Below are 24,917 nucleotides of genomic sequence, written 5' to 3'. Positions count from 1 at the left end.
CCTGACTCAGGCGGTTTCAATGGCGTGAAAGACCAGCGCCGCCGAATAGACGTCGGGCAGTGACTGGATAGTGTTGAGCAGGGTGCCGAGGCTGCCGGAATCAGGCGCCTCGGTCACGACGATGAGCTTTCCTCGCGCATCGCGGCCATGAATCTCGCAGCCGGCAAGGGCGGTGATCGCGGCTTCCAGCTGGTCCAGTCGCTCGGGGCGCGCCTGCACGATGATGCTGGCGATTTCGCAACCGGGCGGCGAGATGACGCGCTCGGCGCTGAGCACCCGGCCGGTGATCAGTGCGCGGCGGTTGAGTTTGGATTCGGCCATGATGCCTGTCTTTCGCTTTTCGGGGGATCAATGCGGGGAGGGCGGCGGGCCGGGAGGGCCGGCGAACATCTGGTAGATCCAGACGCCGAGCCCGTAGGAGCCGACCGTTCCGACCGCGAGGACGGGCATCACGATCGCGGTCAGGAACAGGAAAGCGAAAATCTCCATGCGCTTACGGCGCACGCGCGAAGTCGCGTCGTCAGGGGCCGACATATTCGGTCTCGTCTGAAATGTGGGGATTGGGACGGCATCCGGGCCGTTGCCTTGCCGCACTTTAGATGTAGCAGGGCCACTGACGCCTTGATCTGGATCAATCCGTCCAGTTGCGATGCTGGCTCCCGCCAGACCCACAAGCACAAGTTTGGGTTGTACCCGTGCGACGGCGATGCGACAATTTGGCATCGAACGGGGATACGAGCTGTGAACGCGACGGGGCTGACGGCGATAGATCTCGGGCTTCGCGGCGCGGCGAGCGGCGTGTTCCTGTTGATCGTTCTCGTGGCCTTGCTGCGTCGTGCAACCGGCCAACAGGCTTTGCTGGGCATCGCGATGTGCGCAGGCGGCATGTTCTATGCGATCGCGACGGCGCCCAACCTTCCCAAAACGGCTTGGTGGTGGGTGTTGCCGATCTTGTCCGCACAGCCTGCGGTCTTCTGGCTGTGGGCGCGCGCGGCGTTCGACGACGATTTCGTGCTGAGGCGTTGGCACGGCGCCCTGTGGCTGAGCATCGTGGCTTTCGGGTTTGCGATCACGCTGGGCTGGGCGAACTGGCCCGCTTTGGCCGGCGCAGGCGGGCGAGTCCTGGCTTTGGCCACCCTGGTGTTGGCCCTCGCTGCCGCGGTTCAGACGGTCAAGACCTGGCGCGCCGATCTGGTCGCGCGGCGACGCCGACTGCGGCTGGCGATGCTTGCGATCAATGTCGTGCTCATCGCGACCGTCGGCGTCGCCGGCTTCGCCGCAATTCCCGTCGCGGTTCCCGGTGCGCCCGGCAGTCTCCCGACCGCGCTCGGGCTGTTCGTGGTGGCCATGCTTGCCGGCATCGGCCTGTTCAGCGCGCCGGCGATGGCCGTCAATGACGCCACGGCCGCGATCGCATCCGGCGAGGCGGGGAGGCAAGCCCCGGCCGCCGACCGCGCCGCCGCGGGGCGGGTCGTCGTCGACCCGATCCTGCTGCGGCGCCTCGACCATCTGATGACGGTGGAGCGAAGCTACCGCCAGGAAGGCCTTGCGATCGGAGCGCTTGCGGCGCGGCTCGATGTTCCCGAGCATCGGCTGCGCCAGGCGATCAATGAAGGGCTGGGCTATCGCAACTTCAATGCTTTCCTGAACCGCTACCGGATCGAGGACGCCAGGCTGGCGCTGTCCGACGTGACGCAACGGGAGGTCCCGGTGCTGACCATCGCCATGGATGCGGGCTTCCAGTCGATCGGACCTTTCAATCGCGCGTTCAAGGCCGAAACCGGCATGACCCCGACCGAATTCCGGCGCGAGGCGCTGAGCCGGCCCGAGAGCGCTGAACTCAGCCAACCGCGCCGCGAAATCGGCTAGCCGATTTTTGGATCAGGCGAGAACGCCCTGCGCCGATTGGTTAGACGGTCCAAGCATAAACTCCCATCCAGCGGAACGAGCCTATCCATGTCCCACTCGACCGCCGCCGCCCCTGTATCGGAGAGGCTCCATGCTCTCGACGCAGTCAGGGGTGGCGCCCTGCTGCTCGGCATCGTCCTGCACGCGACGTTGTCGTTTGTGCCGGCCTCGCCCCGGTTCTGGATCATCCAGGACACCCATCCAAGCGTTACTCTGGGTCTGCTGTCCTTTACCATCCACGTCTTCCGGATGACGACCTTCTTCCTGATGGCCGGCTTCTTTGCCCGCATGAGCTTTCACCGCCGGGGGAGCTGGGGCTTCGTCAGGGACAGGCTGCAGCGGATCGGCCTGCCGTTGGTGATCGGCTGGCCGCTCGTGTTCATGCCGATAGCTCTGATCGTGATCTGGGCATCTCACTTTCCAAATGGCGGTCCGATCCACCCCACGTCAGGCTGGCTGCCGGCATTGCCTAAGTTCCCCCTGACCCACCTCTGGTTTCTGTATGTGCTGCTGGAGCTCTATGTCGCGACGCTGCTGCTGCGCGGTGCAATGGTCTGGCTTGATGTATCAGGGACGCTGCGCATGGTGTTTGACCGTGTCTTCGCGCGGATCATGCGAAATCCGCTGGCTCCCCTGGTTCTGGCAATCCCGATCGGCATTGCCTTCTGCCTCGATCCACGATGGACCAACGTGATGGGCGTGAGGACGCCGGATCAATCGCTCGTCACCAATGCGCAGGCCTGGATCGGCTTCGGCACCGCATTCGGCATCGGCTGGCTCCTGCATCGGCAGGTCGATCTGCTGCGGCTCATCGAGCGACGCTGGCTGACACATGTCCTGCTCGCGCTCTTCCTGATCCTGGTCAGCTTCGCGGTGTCAGGCGTCATGCTGTCGTTGCCTGTCGCGCCGAAACTGCCGGTCAGCTTCGCCACGCTCAGGCTGATCTCCGCCATCCTCTATGCACCGGCGATTTGGGTTTCCACATTCGCGGTCCTCGGCCTCGCCCTCCGCTTCATGTCAGGCTTCAGTCGGACGTGGCGCTACCTCGCCGATGCATCCTACTGGCTCTATCTGATCCACCTGCCGATCGTGATGGCGCTGCAGGTCGCGCTGTCGCAGCTCGACTGGCCCGGGCTGACCAAGTTCGCGATCATTCTCCTTGTCGCGCTTCCTCCGATGCTTGCGAGCTATCATCTGCTGGTGCGCTTCACCTTTATCGGTGTGGTCCTGAATGGCCGCCGCGCCGAAAAGCGCCTTCTCCCGCAAGGCGGAATTGCGACTGCGTAGACAGCGCCGCCCAACCCATTAAGATGCCCGCAACAAAAATATGAGCGGCAAGAATACTCAAGAAAACTTGGGAGAGGCGTCATGAAGTTCGGCATCTTCTATGAGCTGCAACTGCCACGTCCGTGGGTCGCCGGCGACGAGCTCAGCCTCTACCAGAACGCGCTCTCGCAGATGGAACTGGCAGACCAGCTCGGCTACGACCACGCCTGGGTCGTCGAGCATCACTTCCTCGAAGAATACTCGCACTCACCCTCGCCGGAATCGTTTCTCGCAGCCGCAAGCCAGCGCACCAGGAACATCCGGCTCGGCCACGGCATCCTCCAGCTCACCACCAACCATCCTGCACGTGTCGCCGAGCGCGTCGCGGTGCTCGACCTGCTCTCGAACGGCCGCTGCGAATTCGGCATGGGCGAGAGCGCATCCATCACCGAGCTCACACCGTTCGGCCGCGACATGGAGACCAAGAAAGAGGTGTTCGAGGAAGCCGTCGCCGCGATCTTCCCGATGTTCAAGGACGCGGGCAGCGAGCATCACGGCAAATATTTCGACATCCCCTTGCGCAACGTCGTGCCGAAACCGGTGCAGAAGCCGCATCCGCCGTTGTGGATGGCCTGCTCGCAATTACAGACCATCGAGCGCGCCGGCCGCCATGGGTTTGGCGCGCTCGGCTTCCAGTTCGTCAGCGCGGATGCCGCGCATGCCTGGGTGCACGCCTATTACAACGCCATGACCAAGCGTCTCGCCAAGCTCGCCGACTACGAGATCAACCCGAACATGGCGCTGGTGTCGTTCTTCATGTGCGCGAAGACGGACGAGGAGGCCCGCGCCCGCGCCGACGGCGCCACCTTCTTCCAGTTCGCGTTGCGCTTCTACGGCGCCTCGCAGAATCGCCAGCGTCCGGCGCCCTACACCGTCAACATGTGGGACGAGTACAACAAGTGGAAACGCGACAATCCGGAGGCGCAGGAGGCCGCGCTGCGCGGCGGCCTGATCGGCTCGCCCGAGACCATCCGCAGGAAGCTGAAGCGCTTCCAGGGCTCGCACATCGACCAGGTCATCCTTCTGAACCAAGCGGGCAAGAACAGCCACGAGCACATCTGCGAATCGCTGGAGCTGTTCGGCCGCGAGGTGATGCCGGAATTCCAGAACGATCCGGCGCAGGCGGCCTGGAAGCAGGGCGTCATGAGCGGCGAGATCAAGCTCGAGGAAATCGACACAGAGGCCTTCACCGACCGCTACGGCAAGCTCGCTGTCAGCGTGGGGCCGGCGAAGGCGGCGGCGGGGTAGGGCAGCGTGTTGCGGCACCGCGGTAGGGACGACCACGAAGTCGAGTGCGCCTCCGCACCATCAACCTGCCGGCGCACGAGTTTTCGGCGGCGATTTTCTCAAGACGCTGTCCGCATCCTTCTACAGCCATGGTGTCTTAAACATAAAGCGTGTTGGTGTTCGCCTAGTCGTCGATCACCATCTCAACCAGCTTCGCTATTTTGTCCCGCGTCAGATCACCCGAGTTTGAAATGTAGGGCTCGACATCCGGCGCATACACAAAGGGGACACCCTTCCTGGTTCCGCTGCCGCCGATGCGAGTCACAACGATGTTGCCAAATGCAGTTGAGATGCTCGTTGGAGCACCATTGCCCACGGTAAAAGTAACTCCGACGGGACGGTGATCATGCCGCTCGATCTGAGGAGAAAAGGAGAATTGGTCTTCGCCGAAATGATGCTTCAGCTCCTCCAGGAAAGGTATTACCTCGCGCTCCATCGCCTGCTTGCAGTACTCGATGTCGGCGGTTCGCTTGTCCTTGTTCTCCGCGGCGATAGTCGTCTGCCTCTCCTTTTCGACGACGGCTGCGGATAATTTTTGTCGGAACTTCTCGGCGAGCTGCTCGGCGTCCATTTTCGTTCCAATCAAACCTGGCCCCAATGATGTTGGAGCTCATAAGACATTGTTAAGGCTTATCGGCAGCCTTTTGTTTCAATGGATTCATCAGAGCGAATGGCGATGCTTCTTTCGCTGCAGGTTGCCAATGTGTGCCACCAGACACTCCCGCGTATTCTGTGAGCGGAAAGCGAAGCTTTGAGACGGCTTGCGTGGTGGCGGTTGACACGGCCGCTGGGGGGGCTCCTTCCAAAGCCTCGAAACCGCCATCGAGTCATTTCGAGCTCGATTGATTGCTCCGGGGGAACAAAGAACCGCTTGCGGCGTTGTAGAAATTGGTCGGCGCTTCTTCAAGCCACCGCGTATCGCCGCGCTTCTGCGAAAGACGCAATCCAGAATTGGCGATTTAATGCCCTCCGAACCGAGGCTGGTTTCAGGAATGGCCTCCGATGCCTCCCTCGATCGCCAGGATGAGCTTCCATACCGTCGCCGCCAACAGGCTCTCCTCAGGGAGTTCGGTACGGCTGCACTGCAAACCCGTGACTTCAGGCAAATTCTTCAGCATGCGGCCGAATTCAGTGCTCGCGGTCTGGGATGCTCATACGCCAAGGTTCTGGAATATCTTCCCGACGAGAAGCGTTTGATCGTGCGTGCCGGGATCGGCTGGCCCGCGGGGACAGTAGATCACGTAACGCTCGGTGCTGATATCGAATCGCCCGCGGGCTTTGCCTACCAGACCGGCCAATCGGTCATCTCCAATCACTTGCAGGAAGAGACACGTTTCCGGACGCCGGCGCTTCTGGCCAAGCATGGCATCAAACGTGCGATCAACGTGCTTATCAGGCGAGGTGGCGAGGGCGACGTGCCGTTCGGTGTTCTCGAGGCCGATAGTCACGATCCCGGACAATTCGACGACGCTGATGCGGATTTCCTGGCTGGTTTCGCAGGCCTGCTCGGCATCGCGATTGAGCGCCAACACGCCGACGCCAAGCTTCAGGAAGCTCTTGAGCACGAAGCATTGCTCACGCGTGAGATGAGTCATCGCGTCAAGAACAGCCTCACCTCAGTCGTTGGCCTGCTACGTGTGCAAGCACGTGGGTCGGATTCCGTCGATGTGAAGCACGCATTGGAAAACGCCGCCATGCGCGTCGCTTCGATCGCGGAAGTGCATGATCATCTCTGGCGCGGCAGCAAGGTCGGATTCGTCGATCTTGCCGATTTCGTCGAGCATCTTTGCAGAAATCTTCAGAGTTCGGCGCCGGAACACAGGCTTCAATATCGTTCGGATCCCATCGTCATATCCGCGGACAAGGCCATTCCTCTGGGCTTGCTGGTGAACGAGCTCGTCACAAACGCGATTAAATATGCCTATGTCGATGGGCCGGGTGTCATCGCTGTAGACGCCCGCGAGATCGACGGACATCTGCTGGTCGAAATCTCCGATCAGGGCGCAGGGTTACCCGACGGGTTTGACATCAACCAGCCGCGGAAGAGTCTCGGATTCCGGGTCGTCAGCGGCCTGGTCAGGCAGTTGATGGGCGAGCTTACGATCTCAACAAATATACCGAGGGGAGCGCTATTCACAATCCGGCTTCCTCTTGATCACCCTCAACAATCGCTCGATGCGAACTGAAGGCTATTCCGGGTTCTGCATTGAAGTCTTGAGGGTTCTCTTACATGGCCTTGGCCACTCCACCCATCCGAGTCCTTGTTGTCGAAGACGAAGCGTTCATTCGCATGGACGTAGTTGACGTGCTCCGCGCGGCCGGATTCGAAGTGCTAGAGGCAACCAACGCCGAGGAGGCCATTCAGATGCTCGAATGCAACTCTGATGTCCGTCTTGTATTTACCGACATCGATATGCCCGGTTCAATGAACGGTTTGAAATTGGCGGCGGCCGTCAGGAACCGCTGGCCGCCAGTTAGAATCATTGCAACCTCAGGTCATGTCGAAATACGAGCCGGTGATCTTCCGGCGGGCGCCCTGTTTTTCCCCAAGCCCTACCAGCCGCTGCAAATCATCGACGCGATCCGTGAGCTGACCAGTGTGGTGTGATGAATTACCCCAGTCCCCAGAAAGGTGAGTTGCAATGAAGACCATACGGACCTTGTTGATGGCTGCGCTGACCGTTTCCGGCGGCGTCACCCAGGCGTTGGCTGAGTGCCAGATTGCCGACGCAGGGCTGGAGGAGGCCATTCAGCAAAATCCCCGGTTTCGAGGACCAGCTAACAGTCAGGCCGTGCGCGACCTTCGGAGTCTAAGAGACGCCGCTTTCACGCTTCGATCTTATGGACGGCATGAAGACTGTGAGCGTCTCCTCGCCAACATTCGTGAACTCATCGCGGGGCCGCCGATGGGATCCTTGGGAGACAATGATGAGGAAGAGGCCGATAAGCAAATTGCCGCTCGTGAACCAAAAATTAGGCGCGGAGCGACTTTGGGCAGCCGTGACAAAAAAGACGCCAAACCGTTGATAAGGATCGACCAACTTACCCCCGGTTTGAGGACCGACGAGATGATTGGGGCGGAAGTCCGCAGTTCCGATGACAAGATCGTCGGCGAGGTGCGGAACATCGTTTTCGGCACGAAGGATGGGAGAGATTACGCGATTATCGCCTCGGGCGGATTTTTCACCACCGGAAAGGACAGTATCGTGGTGCCGATCCGATCTCTGAAGGTCACGCAGGATCGATCGAGCTTCTTTCTTCCCATTGCGAAGGGAGTCATGAAAACGGTGCCTGTGATGCCTGACCAGGAATACAAGTGGCTCTCCGACCCGGCTTGGCGCGCCAATAACGATGCCTTGTTTGAAAAGCCGTAGCCGACCGGCGGCGCGTTTTTACGCAACGGCGCATCACTGGCTAGCCCAGAGCTTCGTTCACTTCCACATGCAGAGCGTTGCGTCGGTGAGGGCGAAAGCGGACAGGTTGAGACCACCGCCCGTCCCGTAGAGAACCATGTGACCTGAACTGGCGGCGTCGACAGCGATCGTGGCACGGGGAAGTTTTGCAGCATTTTCGTTCCACGGACTTTCCAGTCAGAGCTTCTGCAGGCAAACTCCATCGATGGCAGGTCTCTGTCGGCCACCGTCGGCGGATGTGGTAGCGAAGGATTACGGTATAGTCTCAAGCCTCTACGTTCCTGATGAGCGATGCCCTGGAGCGGTCATGGCAAAACATCGGATCTATACGACGAGCTTCGCAAGCGTTTACCCGCTTTACGTTGCGAAGGCGGAGAAGAAAGGACGCACCAAAGCAGAGGTCGATCAGGTCATCTCCTGGTTGACTGGCTATGGTCAGAAGGAGCTGGAAGCTCAACTGGAACAGCGGACGGACTTTGAGACCTTCTTTGCGAAGGCCCCCACACTCAATCCTTCGCGAGCCCTGATCAAGGGCGTGGTTTGCGGCGTCCGGGTCGAGGATGTCAAAGAGCCGACGATGCGAGAGATACGCTACCTGGACAAGCTGATCGATGAGCTGGCCAAGGGAAAAGCGATGGACAAGATTTTGCGCAAAAGTGCTGACTAAGGGGGCATCCTTCGTCCGCCTGGCTTGGCGACGTTACGGCAGATATCCGGCGACACCCGCCTTTCGCTGCGCGGCCATTGCTGATAAATTTCGTCAAAAGGCGATGGGGAGAAAACGATGCGCCCTCGCGGGACGCCCGCAAATCCGGCAGTTGGGGATGTCACGCCCGCGGTGCTTGCCATCGGTCGTCCGGATTTCCCTGATATCCTGATCGATACACTGCGCCGGCAGGCCGGGGTCGGGCATTGCATGGTGTTCGCGCTGAGCCGCGCGGGCGCCGCACACTGCCTGCTCGATGCCGGCAACATCCCGATCGGCGGCGATCTCGGCGCCGCTTATGCCGGGCAGTTCCACCAATCCGATCCCAACCGCGATGCGTTGTTCGAAGGCGAGGCCCGCGCGACGCTCGTGCTGCCCGCCTTCGCGCCGCGCATGTACGGGGCCCGCTACCGAAAAATGTTCTTTGTGGATTCCGGCATCGTCGACAAATGCGCGACCGCGATCTGGGTCGACGATACCTGTTTCTACGTCAATTTCTATCGCATCGCTGTCCAGGGCCGCTTCAGCGACGCCCAGCGTTCGCGGCTTGAGGCCATCGCACCGGCCATCAGTGCGAGCGTGGCGCGCCATTTCCAGCACGGCTCGGCGGCGACGACCGAGCAGTCTCTCGCCGCGCTATTCGCGACGCGCGCGCCGCTCGCCAGCCTCACCCCGCGCGAGCAGGACGTTTGCCGGCGCATCCTCTCCGGCTTCAGCTCCGAGGCGATCTCGCAGGCGCTCGGCATCAGCCTGCATTCGACCCTGACCTATCGCAAACGCGCCTATGATCGGCTCGGCATCTCGTCACAGAGCGAGCTGTTTGCGATCGTGCTGCGCCTGCTCGCCGGCCCGCGCGGCCTGAACTGAAGCTGTCCCAATCGCTGGGGACAGACGGCGCCTCCTGAAGCCGCTAACGTTGGCGGTGATCAGCAATGGAGCGAAGCTTGAGCACCGCGCCGCGCATCGACATCGACCCTGTCGCGTTCTGGGCCGACCCGTACCCGATGCTCGCGACAATGCGCAAGGAGGCGCCGATCGCCTTCGTGCCGCAGCTCGGCTCGACGCTGCTGACGAGCCGCGACGATATCTCGATCTCCGAGAAGCAGATCGACGTGTTCTCCTCGCACCAGCCCGCGGGCCTGATGAACCGGCTGATGGGCCACAACATGATGCGCAAGGACGGCGAGGCGCATCAGGTCGAGCGCCGCGCGATGTTTCCGACGGTGTCGCCGAAGACGGTGAAGGCGCACTGGGCCGCGCTGTTCCAGGCCCATGCCGATCGCATCATCGACACGATCGAACCCGGGCGGATCGATTTCATGCGCGACTTCGCGTTGCCGTTCTCCGGCGAATGCCTGAAGTCGATTACCGGCCTCACCAATATCGGCTTTGCGGATATGGATGCCTGGTCACAGGGCATGATCGAGGGCATCGCCAATTACAGCGGCGACGCAGCGGTCGAGGCGCGTTGCCATGCGGCGACGTCGGGCATCGATGCCGCCATCGACGACATCCTGCCGGTGATGCGCAAGCATCCCGACCAGAGCATCCTCGGCGTGCTGCTCGCGTCGGGCATGGCGATGGAGAGCGTGCGCGCCAACGTCAAACTCGCGATCTCAGGCGGCCAGAACGAGCCGCGCAAGGCGATCGCCGGCACGGTATGGGCGCTGCTGAGCCATCCCGACCAGCTCGATCTCGTGCGCAAGGGCGAGGTGACGTGGCTCCAGGCCTTCGAGGAATATGCCCGCTGGATCTCGCCGATCGGTATGTCGCCGCGGCGCATCGCAAAGCCGTGGACGATCCGCGACGTCGCGTTCGAAACCGATGAACGCGTATTCCTCATGTTCGGCTCCGCCAACCGCGACGAGAAGCATTTTGAGCGCGCCGACCAGTTCGACGTGCGGCGTGATACGGCCAAGAGCGTTGCGTTCGGCGCCGGTCCGCATTTCTGCGCCGGTGCCTGGGCCTCGCGCGCCATGATTGCCGACGTCGCACTGCCGACCTTGTTCGCCCGTGCCGGCCGGCTCGAGATCGCCGACGACGAACCGGTGCGGATCGGCGGCTGGGCCTTTCGCGGGCTGCAAAATCTGCCCGTGAGATGGCTGCATTAGTCCGGCAGGGACCGGTCCATCCGCAACGCCGCCATGATGCCATCCTGCTCCTGTTTTGCCCGACGAGTCAAAGCAATTTCGGATAAGGCGTAAGTCATTGTTTTCGCACGCCCCGGCTACTGTGCATGGGGTTGTTTTCGCGATTTTTTGAATCTTGGCCGGGCGCGTGCGTTTTTCACATTCGCGTGCGGAAAAATATCCCCTGCATTCGCTCCGCCGATTGAAAGATTAATCATGCGCTCCGCCATGCGCGCAGTGCTTGCATCGCTATTTTTCCGCGCGTCTCGACACCTTCGATCAGCCGCACCATCATTCCCGAGCACGAATGAAGGACGGCCGCACGCGGCCGGGAGTGTCGGATGCAACGTCGGGACTTTCTCAAACTATCCGTTGGAACTGCGGCAGTCGCCGCATTCGCTTCGAGTGCCAAAGCACAAGGAACGTCACAAGGCGCGGTAAAGGAAATTCGTGTCGGCTACCAGAAGACCGGCGTGCTGGTTATCACGCGTCAGCAGGCCGCCCTGGAAAAACATTTCGCGCCCTTGGGCGTCGACGTGAAATGGGTCGAGTTCTCGTCGGGGCCTCCGATGATGGAGGCGATGAATGTCGGCAGCGTCGATTTCGGCGCGGTCGGCGATTCCCCGCCGGTGTTCGCCCAGGCCGCGGGCGCGGCGATCGTCTATGCCGCCGGCCAGCCCATCACCAACGGGCAGGGCATCCTGGTGCCGAAGGACTCGCCGATCCGCTCAATCGCCGACCTGAAGGGCAAGCGCGTCGGCTTCACCAAGGGCTCCAGCGCCCACAATATCGTGGTGCAGACGCTGGAGAAAGCCAGCCTCACTTATGCCGACATCACGCCGGTCTATCTGACGCCGCCGGATGCCGGGCCCGCCTTTGCCAATGGCAGCATCGAAGCCTGGGCGATCTGGGATCCGTATTTCGCGATCGGCGAGACCAAGCAGGGCGGCCGCATCCTGATCAATGCGCGCGACGTCACCAAGACAAATTCCTTCTTCATCGCCAATCGCGAGTTCGCGAGGAATCACGGCGCCGTCCTGCAACAGATCATCGATGTGACGACCGCGGCCGGTCAATGGGCCGAGCAGCACCGCGACGAGGTCGCCAAATCGCTCGCCGCGATCACCGGCGTCCCGTTGGACATCCAGACCCTCGCCGCCAATCGCGCGAATTTCGTGGTCGGCCCGGTCACCGACGACGTCGTCACGACCCAGCAGGGCGTCGCCGACCGCTTCCACAAGCTCGGCCTGATCCCGAAGCCGATCGTGATCCGCGACATCGTCTGGCGCAACCCGGCAGCCTGATCGTGCCAACCAGCCTTCCCATTCAAAAGGGTTTGAACATGAGGCGTATCATCCAGCGTCTGATCGCGGCCATCGTGCTGTCGATCGGCATCGTCGCCGCCGCGGTCGGCACCTCCTACGGACAGGACAAGGTGGTCCGCATCGGCTACCAGAAATACGGCAAGCTTGTGCTGCTCAAGAGCAAGGGCACGCTGGAGCCGAAGTTAGCTGCCGACGGCTACAAGGTGGTGTGGACCGAATTCCCCTCCGGCCCGCCGCTGCTGGAGGCGCTCAATGTCGGCGCGATCGATTTCGGCAACACCGGCGAAGCCCCGCCGATCTTCGCGCAAGCCGCCGGCGCGCCGATCCAGTATGTCGCCTACGAGCCGCCGGCGCCGAAGGGCGAGGCGATCCTGGTGCCGAAGGAGAGCCCGCTGAAATCGGTCGCCGACCTCAAAGGCAAGAAGGTCGCGCTCAACAAGGGTTCCAATGTCCATTACCTCCTGGTCAAGGCGCTGGAGAAAGCCGGCGTCAAATATTCCGAGATCGAGCCGGTGTTTCTCGCGCCAGCCGATGCGCGCGCCGCCTTCGAGCGCGGCGCGGTCGATGCCTGGGTGATCTGGGATCCGTTCCAGGCCGCTGCGGAAGTGGCGACCGGCGCCCGCACGCTCGCTGACGGCACGAACATTGTCGCGAACTACCAGTTCTATTTCTCCTCGAAGAAATTCCTCGAAGCCCATCCTGAGATCGTCGACGCCGTGCTGGCCGAGCTGAGCGCGGTCGACGATTGGGCCAAGGGTGATATCCACGCGGTTGCTGAGCAGCTGGCGCCGTCGATCGGCCTGTCAGTGCCGGTGGTCGAGGTCGCGCTGAAGCGGCAATCCTACGGCATCAAGCCGCTGACCGATGCCGTCATCGCCGATCAGCAGCAGGTTGCGGACGCGTTCTTCGCGCTCAACCTGATCCCCAAATCCATCAAGATTTCCGACGTGGCGCGGAGGCCAGGATCATGAGCACGCACAGCAAGCAAGCGAACGCCAACATCCTCTGGTTCCTGCCGACCCACGGCGACGGCCGCTATCTCGGCACCGGCATCGGCGGCCGCGAGGTCAATTTCAACTATCTGCGCCAGATCGCGCAGGCTGCCGACCAGCTCGGCTATTTCGGCGTGCTGCTGCCGACCGGGCGGTCTTGCGAGGATTCATGGATCGTCGCCTCCTCGGTCGCGCCGTTCACCGAGCGGCTGCGCTATCTCGTGGCGGTCAGGCCCGGCCTGCAATCGCCGAGCGTAGCCGCGCGCATGACCGCGACGCTCGACCGCATCACCAACGGCCGGCTCCTGGTCAACGTCGTCACCGGCGGCGATCCCGTCGAGAACAAGGGCGACGGCATCTTCCTCGCCCATGACGAGCGCTACGAGGTCACCCGCGAGTTCCTCAGCGTCTATAGCGAGCTGCTCGCTGGCAAGACCGTCAATGTCGAGGGCAAGCACATCCACGTCGAAGGGGGCAAGCTGCTGTTTCCTCCGGTGCAGTCGCCGCGTCCGCCGCTCTATTTCGGCGGCTCGTCGGATGCCGGCATCGACGTCGCCGTCGATACCGTCGACAAATATCTCACCTGGGGCGAGCCGCCGGCCTTGGTCGCGGAGAAGATCGCGAAGGTGAGGGAGGTCGCCGCGGCTCGCGGTCGAAAACTATCCTTCGGCATCCGGCTCCACGTGATTGTCCGCGAGACCAATGACGCGGCTTGGCGTGCGGCGAATGAGCTGATCAAGCATGTCAGCGACGAGACCATCGCGACCGCGCAGAAGAACTTTGAGCGGATGGATTCGGTCGGCCAGCAGCGCATGGCGCAGCTCCATGGCGGCAAGCGCGACAAGCTCGAGATCGCCCCGAACCTGTGGGCCGGTGTCGGCCTCGTGCGCGGCGGCGCCGGCACGGCGCTGGTCGGCGACGCCCAGACCGTCGCGGCCCGTATCAAGGAGTATCAGGACATCGGCATCGACACCTTCATCATGTCGGGCTACCCGCATCTGGAGGAAGCCTATCGTTTCGCCGAGCTGGTGTTCCCGCTGCTCTCGATGGAGCAGCCCAGCAACGTGACCAGGCTTCACTTCAACGGTGGCCCCTTCGGCGAAACGGTCGGAAGCGATTATCGTCCGCAGCAGCAGGTGTCGCAATCATGAGCCTGATCGACAGCGTTTCGCTTCCCCGCGGCTTGCGCCTGCCGCGCGCGGACGGCCTGATCCAGTGGATCGTGCCGCTCGCCATCATCGCGATCTGGCAGGTCGCCAGCGTCACCGGCTTCGTGCCGACGCGGGTGCTGCCGGCGCCGAGCGACGTGTTGCTTGCGGGCTGGAAGCTGCTGCTCTCCGGCGAGCTCGTTCGCAACATCTGGGTCTCGTTCTGGCGCGCCTCGATCGGCTTCCTGATCGGCGGCAGCATCGGCTTTGCCTTCGGCCTCGCCAACGGCCTGTCGCAACTGTCGTCAAAGCTCACCGATACCACGCTGCAGATGGTGCGCAACGTGCCGCATCTGGCGCTGATCCCGCTTGTCATTTTGTGGTTCGGCATCGACGAGAGCGCGAAGCTGTTTTTGGTCGCGCTCGGCGTGTTCTTCCCGATCTACCTCAACACGCTGCACGGCATCCGCACCGTCGACCCGCAGCTGATCGAGATGGGCCGCATTTACGGCATGACCGACGGCGAGCTGTTCCGCCGGGTGATCTTTCCGGGCGCGCTGCCCTCGATCTTCGTCGGCATCCGTTTTGCGCTCGGCATCATGTGGCTGACCTTGATCGTCGCCGAGACCATCGCGGCGTCCTCGGGCCTCGGTTACATGGCGATGCAGGCGCGCGAGTTCATGCTGATCGACGTCGTGGTGCTCTCGATCCTGATCTACGCGCTGCTCGGCAAGCTCGCCGACAGCGCCTCCCGCGTGCTGGAGCGCCTGACGCTCTCCTGGCACCCCGCTTATTGGAAACGCTGAGCAGACATACTGGGAATCACATGCAGACAGCCCTTCGTACCTCCCTTCCGGATACCGAACTCGCCAGCCGCGCCCATTTCGCGCCTCACGCCCGCGTCGTGCGCGAGGAGCGCCCGGTGCAGACATCTGGCCTGCCGCTCAGCATCCGCGGCTTGCGCAAATCCTACGGCGACAACGAGGTGCTGCGCGGCATCGACCTGCACATCCCCGCCGGCCAGTTCGTCGCGATTGTGGGCAAGAGCGGCTGCGGCAAGAGCACGCTGCTGCGCCTCATCGCGGGCCTGGAGAAGTTCGACGCCGGTAGCATCTCGCTCGGCGACGCCGTGAAGCCCGAGGATATCCGCGTGATGTTCCAGGAGCCGCGGCTGTTGCCTTGGGCCCGCGTTCTCTCCAATGTCGAGGTCGGCCTCGGTCGCGATCGTTCATCCAGTGATGCGCATACACGCGCCGATAAGGCGTTGACCGAAGTCGGACTGACCGACAAGCGCGACCAGTGGCCCTCGGTACTGTCGGGCGGCCAGAAGCAGCGCGTAGCTCTTGCCCGCGCGCTGGTCTCGCGTCCCCGTGTGCTCGCCTTCGACGAGCCGCTTGGCGCGCTGGACGCGTTGACCCGCATCTCGATGCAGCGGTTGCTGGAGCGCGTCTGGCGCGACCAGGGCTTTACCGCGATCCTGGTAACCCACGATGTCGCCGAGGCGGTCGCGCTGGCCGACCGGGTGCTGGTGATCGAGGAAGGGCGGATCGCCCATGACGTTGTGGTTAACACGGCCCGGCCGCGCGAACGTGGCTCGGCCGAGCTCGCGGGTCTCGAAGGCTCGATCCTGAGCCACCTTTTGTCGGCGGACGATCGTACCTAGATAGACAGGGACCCCCCGCTTGGGGACGATGCCATGAATGTAGTGCCCCGCGATCTCATGACCGAAAATGTCGTCTCCTCCGCCGATTTCCGCGGCGCCATGCGCCATCTCACCGGCGGCGTCAGCGTCATCACCGCCGGACGGGGCAAGGACATCACCGGCATGACCGTCACATCGGTCAGCTCGTTCTCGGTCGATCCGCCGACGCTGATCGTCAGCATCAACCGCGACGCCTCCTCCTTCCCGCTGATCCGCCGCCACGGCGCTTTCGGCGTGAATATCCTCGCGGCCGATCAGCTCGACATCGCCGAGCGCTTTGCCGGCAAGGGCGGGCTCAAGGGCGCCGATCGTTTCGCGGGCGCCAGATGGGTGACGGCGGTCTCGGGTGTTCCGCTGCTGGTCGGCGCATTGTCCGCCGTCGATTGCGAAGTCGAGGAGATCTTCGAGCGCCATTCGCATGGGATCATCATCGGGCGGGTGCGAGACGTCAGGAATTCGACCCGCAATGCTGCGCTGGCCTATTGGCACGGCCAGTACGTGGCGGTGGATCAGGACGAAGACGCACTCCGGCTTGCGGACGTCAGCGTTCCCACCCAGGTCCGGCGCGGCGTTTGATCGCCGCCGGCCACAGGCCGTGCAGGCTGGCCTTTTCCCCGTCATCGCTCTAGAAGCGCTGCCTGAGCCTCCCGCCGGGACAGCAATGGAGCGCAATGATGAAACGCGTCGCGACCTGGGCTTTCTATGCGCTCGGCGCGCTCGCGATCGCCTATCTCGCGCTCTATGCCTATGCGATGTTCAGCGGCCATCCGATCGTGCCGGGCGACCCCATCCAGATCTTCCGCAGGCCGGATGCGCCGAGCTATTCGTGAGGTTCTCTCCTCGTCATGGCCGGGCTTGGCCCGGCCATCCACGCGCCGCCGCGCTTCCCGGAGAGACGTGGATGGGACAAGCCCGGGCATGACGGCGGAGTGCGTGGCGACTACCCCCGCGAGATCGCCAGCGCCAGCGCCTGCGCGCGCGGCACGATGCTGTCGAGCTCGAGATATTCCTCCGGCGTGTGCGCGAGCCCGCCGACCGGGCCTAGTCCGCAGATGGTCGGCGTTCCGACCGCGGCGGTGAAGCCGGAATCGGCGCAGCCGCCGGAGAACTCGCCTTCGAGCGTGGTGAGGCCGGCCTGCTTTGCGGCGGCCTGATAGTTCTCGAACAACGCCTTTGAATCGGCGCTCTGCACCACCGGCACGAACTCGCCCTTGACCGTCAGCGTCGCGCTGGTGCCGGGCACGTAAGGTGTCGCGATGATGGTCTCGATCGCGGCCATCACCCTCGCGCGGTCCGCCGGATCGACGTAGCGCAGGTCGATCTGCCCTTCAGCGTAAGGCGCGGTCGTGTTGACGGACTGCCCGCCCGAGACAAGGCCGACATTGAGCGTGATGCCCTTGTCGAGATCAGTCAGCGCGTGGATATGCACGATCTTGTGCGCGAGCTCGCCGATTGCGCTGACGCCGGCGGCGAAATTGGCGCCGGAATGCGCGGCTTTGCCGATGATGGCGAAATGCATGAAGATGCCGCCCTTGCGGCCGGTGACGATATTGCCGGTCGGGCGGCCTGGCTCGGAATTGAACACGGCGCGCGCGGCGCGTCCTTCGCGCTCGATCACCGGCCGTGAGGAGGGCGATCCGATCTCCTCGTCCGAGGTGATCAGCAGCTTGATCGGGTGCGGATTGCCGCCGAATTTGTGGAAGGCGGTTGCCACGAATATGTTCATGACGACGCCGGACTTCATGTCCGCAACACCAGGACCATAGGCGCGCTTGTCTTGAATCGTGAACGGACGCCGCGCGGCCTCGCCTTTGCCGAACACGGTGTCGCGATGTCCCATCAACAGCACCGGCTTCTCGTTGCTGCCGGGCTTTGCCACCTCGGCGTGGATCGCATCGCCGAAAGTGCCGTGGCTTTCGCGCCGGAACGGAATGCCATGCTCGGCAAAATGCCGCTCGAACCGCGCCCCGACCGCATCGACGCCTTCCTTGTCATAGGATCCGGAATCGATGTTCACGACATCGCGCAGCAGGTCCATCATCGCCTGCCGCTGCGTCGCCAGCCAGTCCGTGATTTGATCTTGAGACATGTTGATCCTCGCGTGGTTCTCACGCGAGTTTATAGGGCCTTGCGGGGGCCTGACCTAGTCGCCGGATGCGGTGCGGCCATGCTGCGGTTCAAGGCGGGATATCTCTCCACCTTCGCCGGGACGACACTGGGGCGTGGCGCGCGGCGACGTTCTACCTCAAACAAAAATGCCCGGGATTGATCCCGGGCATTCGCATTCTCAATCGGCGTGGATCTTACGCCCCCACCATCGGCATGCGCGGATACTCGCCCGGGGTGCCGGCTGGCGTGATCGGAATGCCGCCGTCGGAATATTCGTTGAGCTTGTTGCGCAGCGTACGGATCGAGATGCCCAGGATATTGGCGGCATGGGTCCGGTTGCCCAGGCAGTGCTTCAGCGTCTCCAGGATCAGGTCGCGCTCGACGTCCGCGACGGTGCGGCCGACCAGGGCCCGCGTCACCTGCTCGGCGGCCATGGTGGCATGCGCCACGGCCGGCACGGTTTTGGCGAGGTCGAGGCGGTCGCCGTCGGGCGTGAGGATCGCATCGGCGCCGATCTCGTCGCCCTGCGCCATCAGGACCGAGCGGTGCATGGTGTTTTCGAGCTCGCGGACGTTGCCCTGCCAGCGGTTGGTGGAGAGCACGCGGCGCGCTTCCGCCGAGATCGGGCGCATCGGCACGCCGTTCGCTTCGGCGTATTTCTTCACGAAGTGCTGGGCGAGCTCGAGAATGTCGAGGGGACGCTCGCGCAGCGGCGGGATCTTCAGATTCACGACGTTGAGCCGGAACAAGAGGTCCTCGCGGAACGTGCCCTCGCGCACGGCCTCGACCAGGTTGCGGTTCGAGGTCGCGATGATGCGGATGTCCACCGGGACCGGCTTGGTGCCGCCGACGCGGTCGATCACGCGCTCCTGGATGGCGCGGAGCAGTTTCGATTGCAGGCGGACGTCCATCTCCGAGATTTCGTCGAGCAGCAGCGTGCCGCCGGTCGCCTCCTCGAACTTGCCGATGCGGCGGGCGATCGCCCCGGTGAAGGCGCCCTTCTCGTGGCCGAACAGCTCGGACTCCAGCAGATGCTCGGGGATCGCGGCGCAGTTGATCGAGATGAACGGGCGCTTGGCGCGTCCCGAGCGGGTGTGGACGTAGCGAGCCAGCACTTCCTTGCCTGTCCCGGATTCGCCGGTGATCATCACCGAGGCGTCCGAGCCCGCGATCTGCTGCGCGAGCTTGATCACCTTGGCCATTGCCTCGTCGCGATAGACCAGCTCGCGGGAATCGTTGGCGACGGCAGCCAGCACCGCTGCGATTAGTTCCGGGTCCGGCGGCAGCGGGATGTATTCCTTGGCGCCGGCATGGATCGCGGCAACCGCGGCGCGGGCGTCGTTGGTGATGCCGCAGGCGACGATCGGGGCGTGGATGTGCTCGGCCTCCAGACGTATCACGAGGTCGCGGATGTCGAGGGCGACGTCCACCAGCAGCAGGTCGGCGCCCTTGCCGCCGCGCAGCACGCGCATCGCCTGTTCGTTATCCTCGGCGTGGGTCACGGTGGCGCCGTTCGCCATCGCGATCTTGGTGGCGGTGGTGAGCTGGCCCTTCAATGTGCCAACGATGAGAAGCCGCATGTCAGTCTCCTGTCCGTCTGGTCGCGCTGCCGCGCGTCGTCGCTTTAGGCGCGTTCAGTCTTGATGATTTCAGTCATGGTCACGCCGAGCTTGTCCTCCACCAGGACGACTTCGCCGCGGGCGACCAGCTTGTTGTTGACGTAGATGTCGATGGCCTCGCCGACGCGCCGGTCGAGCTCGAGCACGGTCCCCGGTCCGAGCTTCAACAGCTCGCTGACGTCCATCTTGGAGCGGCCGAGCACGGCCGAGACCTGCACCGGCACGTCGAATACGGCCTCAAGGTCGGCGGCGGCGCGCGTCGCGTATTCGTCTTCGTTGTAGCCGACGTCGGTGCCGGTAGGCGGCATCGGGCCGTTGAGATCGGGCAGCGGGACCTGTCCGTCAGTGTCGCTCATGATTAACTCCCCCTGCGGGACGCAACGTAGCGCCCCACCATTTCGTCGATCTTGGCCGCGATGGCGGCGCGCTCCAGCACGACGCCGCCATCGGCCCATTCGATCCGGCAGTCGCCGGTGGCAATCTCGGGCTCGGCCAGAATCACCAGCCGGCCTTCAAAGCCGTTCTGCCTGGCCAGCCGCTCGATGTTCTCGCGCGCGGCATCGTAGAGCGCGTCGTTGATGCGGACGACGAGATGCGGCGTCGCGACCAGATGCGAGAAGCAGTCCTTGACCAGCGCGACGATCTCGCCGAGCGGCTCGGCGGCGACCAGATCGGCGCACAGCTTGCGCGCCACCGCGACCGCGACGTCGACCGCCTCGGTCTCCATCTTGGATTCGATGTTGCCGATGCCCGAGGCGATGCCCCGGATGGCGATGTTGATCTCTTCCATGGCAAGCGCGACACGGCGGTCGCTCTCGGCCTTGGCCTCGCGCTGGCCAGCGGCGAAGCCGTCCTGATAGGCGCGCGCCTCGGCTTCCGCGACCTTCTGGGCGATCTCGGCCGCGGTTGCGGCCTTCTCGCGCGTCCGGTCGGGCGCTGCGAAGTCGTTGTCGAACAGGAATTTTGCCGGAGCGGCCATCAGTACACCAGCTCGTCGTCGGCGCGGTTCTTGGTCAGCATGATCTCGCCCTTGGCGGCGAGGTCCTTGGCGAGATTGACCAGCAGCGCCTGGGCCTCGTCGACGTCGCGCAGGCGGACCGGACCCATCGCCGCCATGTCGTCCTGGAGCATTTTGGCCGCACGAGAAGACATGTTGCCGAAGAAGAAGTTGCGGACGTCCTCGTTGGCGCTCTTGAGCGCGACGCCGAGCTTGTCCTTGTCGACGTTGCGCATCAGGGTCTGGGCGGAGCCGGAATCCAGCTTCACGAGGTCGTCGAAGGTGAACATCAGCGCCTTGATGCGCTCGGCCGATTCGCGGTTGTCCTCTTCCAGCGAGGTGATGAAGCGGGTTTCGGTCTGGCGGTCGAAATTGTTGAAGATTTCCGCCATCACCTCGTGGGCGTCGCGTCGGCGGGTCTGGGACAAATTGGACATGAATTCGGTCCGCAGCGTCTTCTCCACGCTCTCGATCACCTCCTTCTGCACCGCCTCCATCTTCAGCATCCGATTGACGACGTCGAGCGCCAGATCCTCGGGGAAGATTCCGAGCACGCGGGCGGCGTGTTCCGGCTTCAGCTTCGACAGCACGACCGCGATGGTCTGCGGATATTCGTTCTTGAGGTAGTTGGCGAGCACCTCTTCCTGCACGTTGGAGAGCTTCTCCCACATGTTGCGGCCGGCGGGGCCGCGGATTTCGTCCATGATGCCGTTGACGCGCTCGGGGGCCAGGTATTGCTGGAGCAGCCGCTCGGTGGCGTCGAAATTGCCCATCAGCGCGCCGGAGGCCGACATCCGCGAGACGAACTCGAGCAGCATGTCCTCCACCGTGTCGACCTCGACGGTGCCGAGCGTCGACATCTCCAGGGAGAGCTGGCGCACCTCGTCGTCGTCGAGCAAGCCCCAGATCTTGCCGCCATATTGCTCGCCGAGCGCCAGCATCAGGATCGCAGCGCGCTTCGGCCCCGGTACTGCTTCGGTCTTGGCACCCGCGCGGCCGACGGCACGCTGACCGAGCGTGGAGATCACGCTGGTGATGTCGTTGGAATTGGCGTTTTGCAGGGCAGCGGCCATGTCAGATCACTTCTCGATTATTTCGCGGGTTCGGTCAGCCATTGGCGGATGATGGCGACCGTCTCGTTGGGATTGCGCTCGGCGAGTTCGCCGACGCGATGGACGGATTGGGCATGGACCTGGCCCTGGACGGTGGCGACGTCGATCGCGCTCGCAGCGCCGCTCGGCAGGAGTGGCTGGCTGGCGGGCGCGGCCTCGTCGCTCGCCGGACCGGTGAGGACGCCGGAGATGGCGGCTGCGACTTCGTCCGATGCCAGGATGCGCTTGACCAGCGGCCGGATGACCAGGAACAGCACGACCAGGCCGAGCAGCATCATCACGCCAAGCTCGACGAAGTACATGACGTCGTCCTTGGTGAACTGGAGCATGCCGAGCAAGCCGCTCGGCTCCGCGATCGGCGTGGTGGACGGGGCGTCGGCAAAGCGCAGATTGACGACCTCGACCTGGTCGCCGCGCTTCTGGTCGAAGCCGATCGCCGAGCGCACCAGCGTGGCGATCCGATCGAGCTGCTCCTTGGTGCGGTCCTGGTAGGCCAGATCGCCCTTCTCGTTCTTGGAGTAGATGCCGTCGACCAGCACCGCGACCGAGATGCGGTTGACCCGGCCGGCCTCGGTCACCTCGGTCTTGGTGGTGCGGGAGATCTCGTAATTGTTGGTCTCTTCGCTCTTCTTGCTCTGGTCCTTGGCCGCGACGCCGCCGTTCTGCTGATTGCCGGGCAACTCGTTGTTGACGGTGACCTGGCCGTTGTTGTCGGCGGTCATGCTCTGCTCTTCGCGGGTCTGGCTCGAGCGCAGCACGCGGCCTTCGGGGTCGTACTTGTCCGAGGTCTGGGTGATCTTGTTGAAGTCGAAATCGGCGGAGAGCTGGACCCGGGCGCGCCCCGTGCCCACCACGGAGGAGACGATGTCCTCGACCTGCTTGCGCATCCGCTTCTCGAAGGCGGTGCGGCGCTCGTCGCCGATCTGCTGGTCCGGATCGGTCTGCGCGCCGTCGGCGAGCAGCTGCCCGGTCTCGTCGACGATCGAGACCCGCTGCGGCTTGAGCCCGTTCACGGCCGAGGCGACGAGGTGGCGGATGGCGCGGATCTGCTGGGCTTCCAGCGCGCCGCGGACCCGAACCACGATCGAGGCCGACGGCTCCGGCGCCTCGCGCGAGAACAGCGGGCGCTCGGGCAGCACCAAATGGACGCGGGCGGCCTGGATGCGGTCGATGGCGCGGATGGTGCGGGCGAGCTCGCCTTCCAGCGCGCGGAGATGGTTGATGTTCTGGACGAAAGAGGTGGTGCCGAGCGCATCCGACTTGTCGAACACCTCGTAGCCGACGCCGCCGCCCTTGGGCAGGCCGCCCTCGGCGAGCTTCATCCGCAGGCGGGTGACCTTGTCCTTGGGCACCATGATGATGGTGCCCTCGTTGCGCAGCTCGAACTGGATGCCCTGCCGCTCCAGGTCCTTGATGATGCCCGAGGAGTCCTCGACGCTGAGGTCGGTGAACAGCGTCGTCATCTGCGGCGTGGTGACGCGCATGATGACGAACGCAAAGAAGCCGACGAGCGCGGCGGTGACCGCGATCATCGCCCCGAACCGGGCGGCTCCAATACCCTTCAGAAAGTCCGCAAGACCTTGCAAGCAACCGCCCCGACAGATTCGGCTGCTTTCACAGGAAAGGCCGACTGGGCAATTATTGCCTAGGTGATGGTTTCGATATGGTTAACGAAGGTTAAGAGCTGCGACAAAAGTCGCGCCAAAACGAAACATGAAAAAAATCGGCCTCGCAAGGCGAGGCCGATTTTCGTCAAAAGCCGCAGATTTCCGGATTGCCTACTGGCGATATTGTTGGATACGGGTGGTGCGAAGTCCCGCCAGACCATGCTGGTCGATCGAAAACTGCCAGGAGAGGAATTCGTCAACCGTCAGGGTATAACGGCTGCAGGCCTCCTCAAGGGAGAGAAGACCGCCACGGACTGCGGCGACGACCTCGGCCTTGCGGCGGATGACCCAGCGTTTGGTGCCGGGTGCAGGCAGATCCGCAATCGTCAACGGACTACCGTCCGGCCCGATGACGTATTTTACCCTCGGGCGATGGGGTTCTGTCATGGCGTACTCACAAACTCTCAACCACTGAACTCACTCAGGAACCCTACGCGCGCCGGCTTAAAAATCCGCTAAGCCTAAGGCTTCAATACAATTCTCGTTGAAAATGGCTGGAACGCAGCCGTCTCGACCGGCGGGACGGTGCGTCCAGGCGGGCCGAGGGGATGTTCGTAAATACTTTACTAACGAACGAGGCCTGCGCGCGACGCTGCAAGGCTCCAATTGTCGTCCTGGCGAACGCCAGGACCCATTACCCCAGGGAAGAGTTGCTACGACGACTCGGGGTCAGGTCCTCGCGCCAAAACGACTTGCGGTGGTTATGCGTCCTGGCTTTCGCCAGGACGACACCGAATATTCAGTCGCGACATTCCGCCTTTAATTGCTGGCCGTCGCGATGATGCTCTTGACCTGGCTCAAGGTGTAGCTGGAGCCGTCGATGGTCAGCAGCGGCGGCGACTGGGTCAGGTCGACGGATGACACCGTGCCCTGCACCTGCGCGGCGATGCCGACATTGTTGTTGGCGACATCCTTGCCCGTGGCCGAGATCGTGTACTTGCCGTCGGGCCATTGCGTGCCGTCATTGCCCATTCCGTTCCAGGTGAACGGAACGTCGGTGCCCGCGCCGGCGGTGTATTTGCCGGTGAACACGGTCTGGCCGCTGGCATTGGCGATGGTGATGTCGACGGTGGCGTCGCTCGGCACGTTGAGATGCCAGGTCGCCGATGAATTCGTCATGGTCCCGGTGGTGCCGTCGACCAGGGCGGTCTTGCCGACGAAGCCGAGCGCCTGGGTCGCCTGCGTGGTCTGTTGCAGGGTGACGAGCTGGGACAGCGAGTCGTTGGTCTTGAGCTGCTGCTCGACGCCGGCGAACTGCACCAGCTGCTGGGTGAACTGGTTGGTATCGAGCGGATCGAGCGGGTTCTGGTTCTGCAGCTGCGTCGTCAGCAGCGTCAGGAAGGTCTGGAAGTTGCCGGCGAGCGTCGCGCCGGTGGTCGAGCCCAGGCCGGGGTTCGACGAGGATTTCGGCAGGTCCGTCGTGCCCGAGACGACGGATGGGGCAGTGGCGGCGTTCGTGGTGGTCATGATCGAATAC

Annotated in this window: 27 protein-coding genes; 16 read left to right on the top strand and 11 right to left on the bottom strand. The window is 63.4% G+C overall.

Going from position 1 to position 24,917, the window contains the following annotated elements; translation table 11 throughout:
• Positions 1 to 6: 6 nt before the first annotated feature.
• Positions 7 to 321, bottom strand: a complete 315-nt coding sequence (locus tag IVB41_RS12805) for a chaperone NapD (RefSeq protein ID WP_247431593.1) — start codon at positions 319 to 321, stop codon at positions 7 to 9.
• 27 nt (positions 322 to 348) lie between these two features.
• Positions 349 to 534, bottom strand: coding sequence for a periplasmic nitrate reductase, NapE protein (gene napE, locus IVB41_RS12800; RefSeq protein WP_007596178.1), 186 nt, complete (start codon positions 532 to 534; stop codon positions 349 to 351).
• Between the two features lie 207 nt (positions 535 to 741).
• Between napE and IVB41_RS12795 the strand changes: the two genes are divergently transcribed.
• From IVB41_RS12795 to IVB41_RS12785, 3 genes are all read left to right on the top strand, one after another.
• A complete protein-coding gene (locus IVB41_RS12795) occupies positions 742 to 1,869 on the top strand; it encodes a helix-turn-helix domain-containing protein (RefSeq protein ID WP_247431588.1) in 1,128 nt (375 codons plus the stop codon).
• 87 nt (positions 1,870 to 1,956) lie between these two features.
• Entirely contained in the window at positions 1,957 to 3,195 is a 1,239-nt protein-coding gene (locus IVB41_RS12790; RefSeq protein WP_247431584.1) for an acyltransferase family protein, read from the top strand.
• An 81-nt stretch (positions 3,196 to 3,276) separates the two neighbouring features.
• Positions 3,277 to 4,482, top strand: coding sequence for an LLM class flavin-dependent oxidoreductase (locus IVB41_RS12785; RefSeq protein WP_247401155.1), 1,206 nt, complete (start codon positions 3,277 to 3,279; stop codon positions 4,480 to 4,482).
• A 163-nt stretch (positions 4,483 to 4,645) separates the two neighbouring features.
• Here the strand turns inward: IVB41_RS12785 and IVB41_RS12780 are convergent, their stop codons facing one another.
• Positions 4,646 to 5,092 carry a hypothetical protein gene (locus IVB41_RS12780; protein ID WP_247431581.1) on the bottom strand — a complete coding sequence of 149 codons (447 nt, stop codon included), beginning with the start codon at positions 5,090 to 5,092 and terminating at the stop codon, positions 4,646 to 4,648.
• A gap of 391 nt (positions 5,093 to 5,483) precedes the next feature.
• Between IVB41_RS12780 and IVB41_RS12775 the strand changes: the two genes are divergently transcribed.
• The 13 genes from IVB41_RS12775 (at position 5,484) to IVB41_RS12715 (ending at position 16,766) form a co-directional block, all read left to right on the top strand.
• Positions 5,484 to 6,707, top strand: a complete 1,224-nt coding sequence (locus IVB41_RS12775) for a sensor histidine kinase (protein WP_247431578.1) — start codon at positions 5,484 to 5,486, stop codon at positions 6,705 to 6,707.
• A 44-nt stretch (positions 6,708 to 6,751) separates the two neighbouring features.
• Entirely contained in the window at positions 6,752 to 7,129 is a 378-nt protein-coding gene (locus IVB41_RS12770; RefSeq protein ID WP_247431575.1) for a response regulator, read from the top strand.
• Between the two features lie 58 nt (positions 7,130 to 7,187).
• Positions 7,188 to 7,895, top strand: coding sequence for a PRC-barrel domain-containing protein (locus IVB41_RS12765; RefSeq protein WP_407062483.1), 708 nt, complete (start codon positions 7,188 to 7,190; stop codon positions 7,893 to 7,895).
• Positions 7,896 to 8,241: 346 nt separating this feature from the next.
• Positions 8,242 to 8,601 (top strand): DUF2200 domain-containing protein, encoded by a 360-nt coding sequence (locus IVB41_RS12760; RefSeq protein WP_247358321.1) that lies wholly within the window; start codon positions 8,242 to 8,244, stop codon positions 8,599 to 8,601.
• A 117-nt stretch (positions 8,602 to 8,718) separates the two neighbouring features.
• A complete protein-coding gene (locus tag IVB41_RS12755; RefSeq protein ID WP_247431569.1) occupies positions 8,719 to 9,507 on the top strand; it encodes a helix-turn-helix transcriptional regulator in 789 nt (262 codons plus the stop codon).
• A gap of 77 nt (positions 9,508 to 9,584) precedes the next feature.
• A complete protein-coding gene (locus IVB41_RS12750; RefSeq protein WP_247431566.1) occupies positions 9,585 to 10,751 on the top strand; it encodes a cytochrome P450 in 1,167 nt (388 codons plus the stop codon).
• A 359-nt stretch (positions 10,752 to 11,110) separates the two neighbouring features.
• A complete protein-coding gene (locus IVB41_RS12745) occupies positions 11,111 to 12,073 on the top strand; it encodes a sulfonate ABC transporter substrate-binding protein (RefSeq protein ID WP_247431563.1) in 963 nt (320 codons plus the stop codon).
• A gap of 38 nt (positions 12,074 to 12,111) precedes the next feature.
• Positions 12,112 to 13,065 carry a sulfonate ABC transporter substrate-binding protein gene (locus IVB41_RS12740; protein WP_247431560.1) on the top strand — a complete coding sequence of 318 codons (954 nt, stop codon included), beginning with the start codon at positions 12,112 to 12,114 and terminating at the stop codon, positions 13,063 to 13,065.
• A complete protein-coding gene (ssuD, locus tag IVB41_RS12735; protein ID WP_247431557.1) occupies positions 13,062 to 14,237 on the top strand; it encodes an FMNH2-dependent alkanesulfonate monooxygenase in 1,176 nt (391 codons plus the stop codon). The genes IVB41_RS12740 and ssuD overlap by 4 nt, the downstream gene beginning before the upstream one ends.
• Positions 14,234 to 15,040, top strand: coding sequence for an aliphatic sulfonate ABC transporter permease SsuC (gene ssuC, locus IVB41_RS12730; protein WP_247287687.1), 807 nt, complete (start codon positions 14,234 to 14,236; stop codon positions 15,038 to 15,040). The genes ssuD and ssuC overlap by 4 nt, the downstream gene beginning before the upstream one ends.
• Positions 15,041 to 15,060: 20 nt before the next feature.
• The gene (locus IVB41_RS12725; protein WP_027570429.1) at positions 15,061 to 15,897 is read left to right on the top strand and encodes an ATP-binding cassette domain-containing protein; all 837 of its coding nucleotides are present in this window, start codon (positions 15,061 to 15,063) and stop codon (positions 15,895 to 15,897) included.
• Between the two features lie 33 nt (positions 15,898 to 15,930).
• A complete protein-coding gene (locus IVB41_RS12720) occupies positions 15,931 to 16,512 on the top strand; it encodes a flavin reductase family protein (RefSeq protein WP_247358326.1) in 582 nt (193 codons plus the stop codon).
• Between the two features lie 95 nt (positions 16,513 to 16,607).
• Positions 16,608 to 16,766, top strand: coding sequence for a hypothetical protein (locus tag IVB41_RS12715; protein ID WP_247432901.1), 159 nt, complete (start codon positions 16,608 to 16,610; stop codon positions 16,764 to 16,766).
• A 110-nt stretch (positions 16,767 to 16,876) separates the two neighbouring features.
• Here IVB41_RS12715 and IVB41_RS12710 read toward each other — a convergent pair whose 3' ends face one another.
• From IVB41_RS12710 to IVB41_RS12675, 8 genes are all read right to left on the bottom strand, one after another.
• Positions 16,877 to 18,025 carry a M20 family metallopeptidase gene (locus IVB41_RS12710; RefSeq protein ID WP_247431553.1) on the bottom strand — a complete coding sequence of 383 codons (1,149 nt, stop codon included), beginning with the start codon at positions 18,023 to 18,025 and terminating at the stop codon, positions 16,877 to 16,879.
• Between the two features lie 214 nt (positions 18,026 to 18,239).
• Complete coding sequence (locus IVB41_RS12705; RefSeq protein ID WP_247431550.1) at positions 18,240 to 19,625, bottom strand: sigma-54-dependent Fis family transcriptional regulator; 1,386 nt, start codon at positions 19,623 to 19,625, stop codon at positions 18,240 to 18,242.
• Between the two features lie 44 nt (positions 19,626 to 19,669).
• A complete protein-coding gene (gene fliN / locus IVB41_RS12700; RefSeq protein WP_007596160.1) occupies positions 19,670 to 20,020 on the bottom strand; it encodes a flagellar motor switch protein FliN in 351 nt (116 codons plus the stop codon).
• A 2-nt stretch (positions 20,021 to 20,022) separates the two neighbouring features.
• Complete coding sequence (locus tag IVB41_RS12695) at positions 20,023 to 20,643, bottom strand: FliH/SctL family protein (protein ID WP_007614077.1); 621 nt, start codon at positions 20,641 to 20,643, stop codon at positions 20,023 to 20,025.
• A complete protein-coding gene (gene fliG / locus IVB41_RS12690) occupies positions 20,643 to 21,734 on the bottom strand; it encodes a flagellar motor switch protein FliG (protein ID WP_007614076.1) in 1,092 nt (363 codons plus the stop codon). Before fliG ends, IVB41_RS12695 begins: the two co-directional genes overlap by 1 nt.
• 17 nt (positions 21,735 to 21,751) lie before the next feature.
• The gene (gene fliF, locus IVB41_RS12685) at positions 21,752 to 23,359 is read right to left on the bottom strand and encodes a flagellar basal-body MS-ring/collar protein FliF (protein ID WP_027570433.1); all 1,608 of its coding nucleotides are present in this window, start codon (positions 23,357 to 23,359) and stop codon (positions 21,752 to 21,754) included.
• 192 nt (positions 23,360 to 23,551) lie between these two features.
• Positions 23,552 to 23,827 carry a DUF1153 domain-containing protein gene (locus IVB41_RS12680; protein WP_002714638.1) on the bottom strand — a complete coding sequence of 92 codons (276 nt, stop codon included), beginning with the start codon at positions 23,825 to 23,827 and terminating at the stop codon, positions 23,552 to 23,554.
• Positions 23,828 to 24,199: 372 nt separating this feature from the next.
• Positions 24,200 to 24,907 carry a flagellar hook capping FlgD N-terminal domain-containing protein gene (locus tag IVB41_RS12675; RefSeq protein WP_027570434.1) on the bottom strand — a complete coding sequence of 236 codons (708 nt, stop codon included), beginning with the start codon at positions 24,905 to 24,907 and terminating at the stop codon, positions 24,200 to 24,202.
• Positions 24,908 to 24,917: the final 10 nt, after the last annotated feature.

It is taken from the genome of Bradyrhizobium sp. 44, from assembly GCF_023073095.1.
Classification (GTDB): domain Bacteria; phylum Pseudomonadota; class Alphaproteobacteria; order Rhizobiales; family Xanthobacteraceae; genus Bradyrhizobium.
The sequence above is the reverse complement of the archived record's forward strand: the minus strand, read 5'-3'. Positions and strand labels throughout refer to the sequence as shown.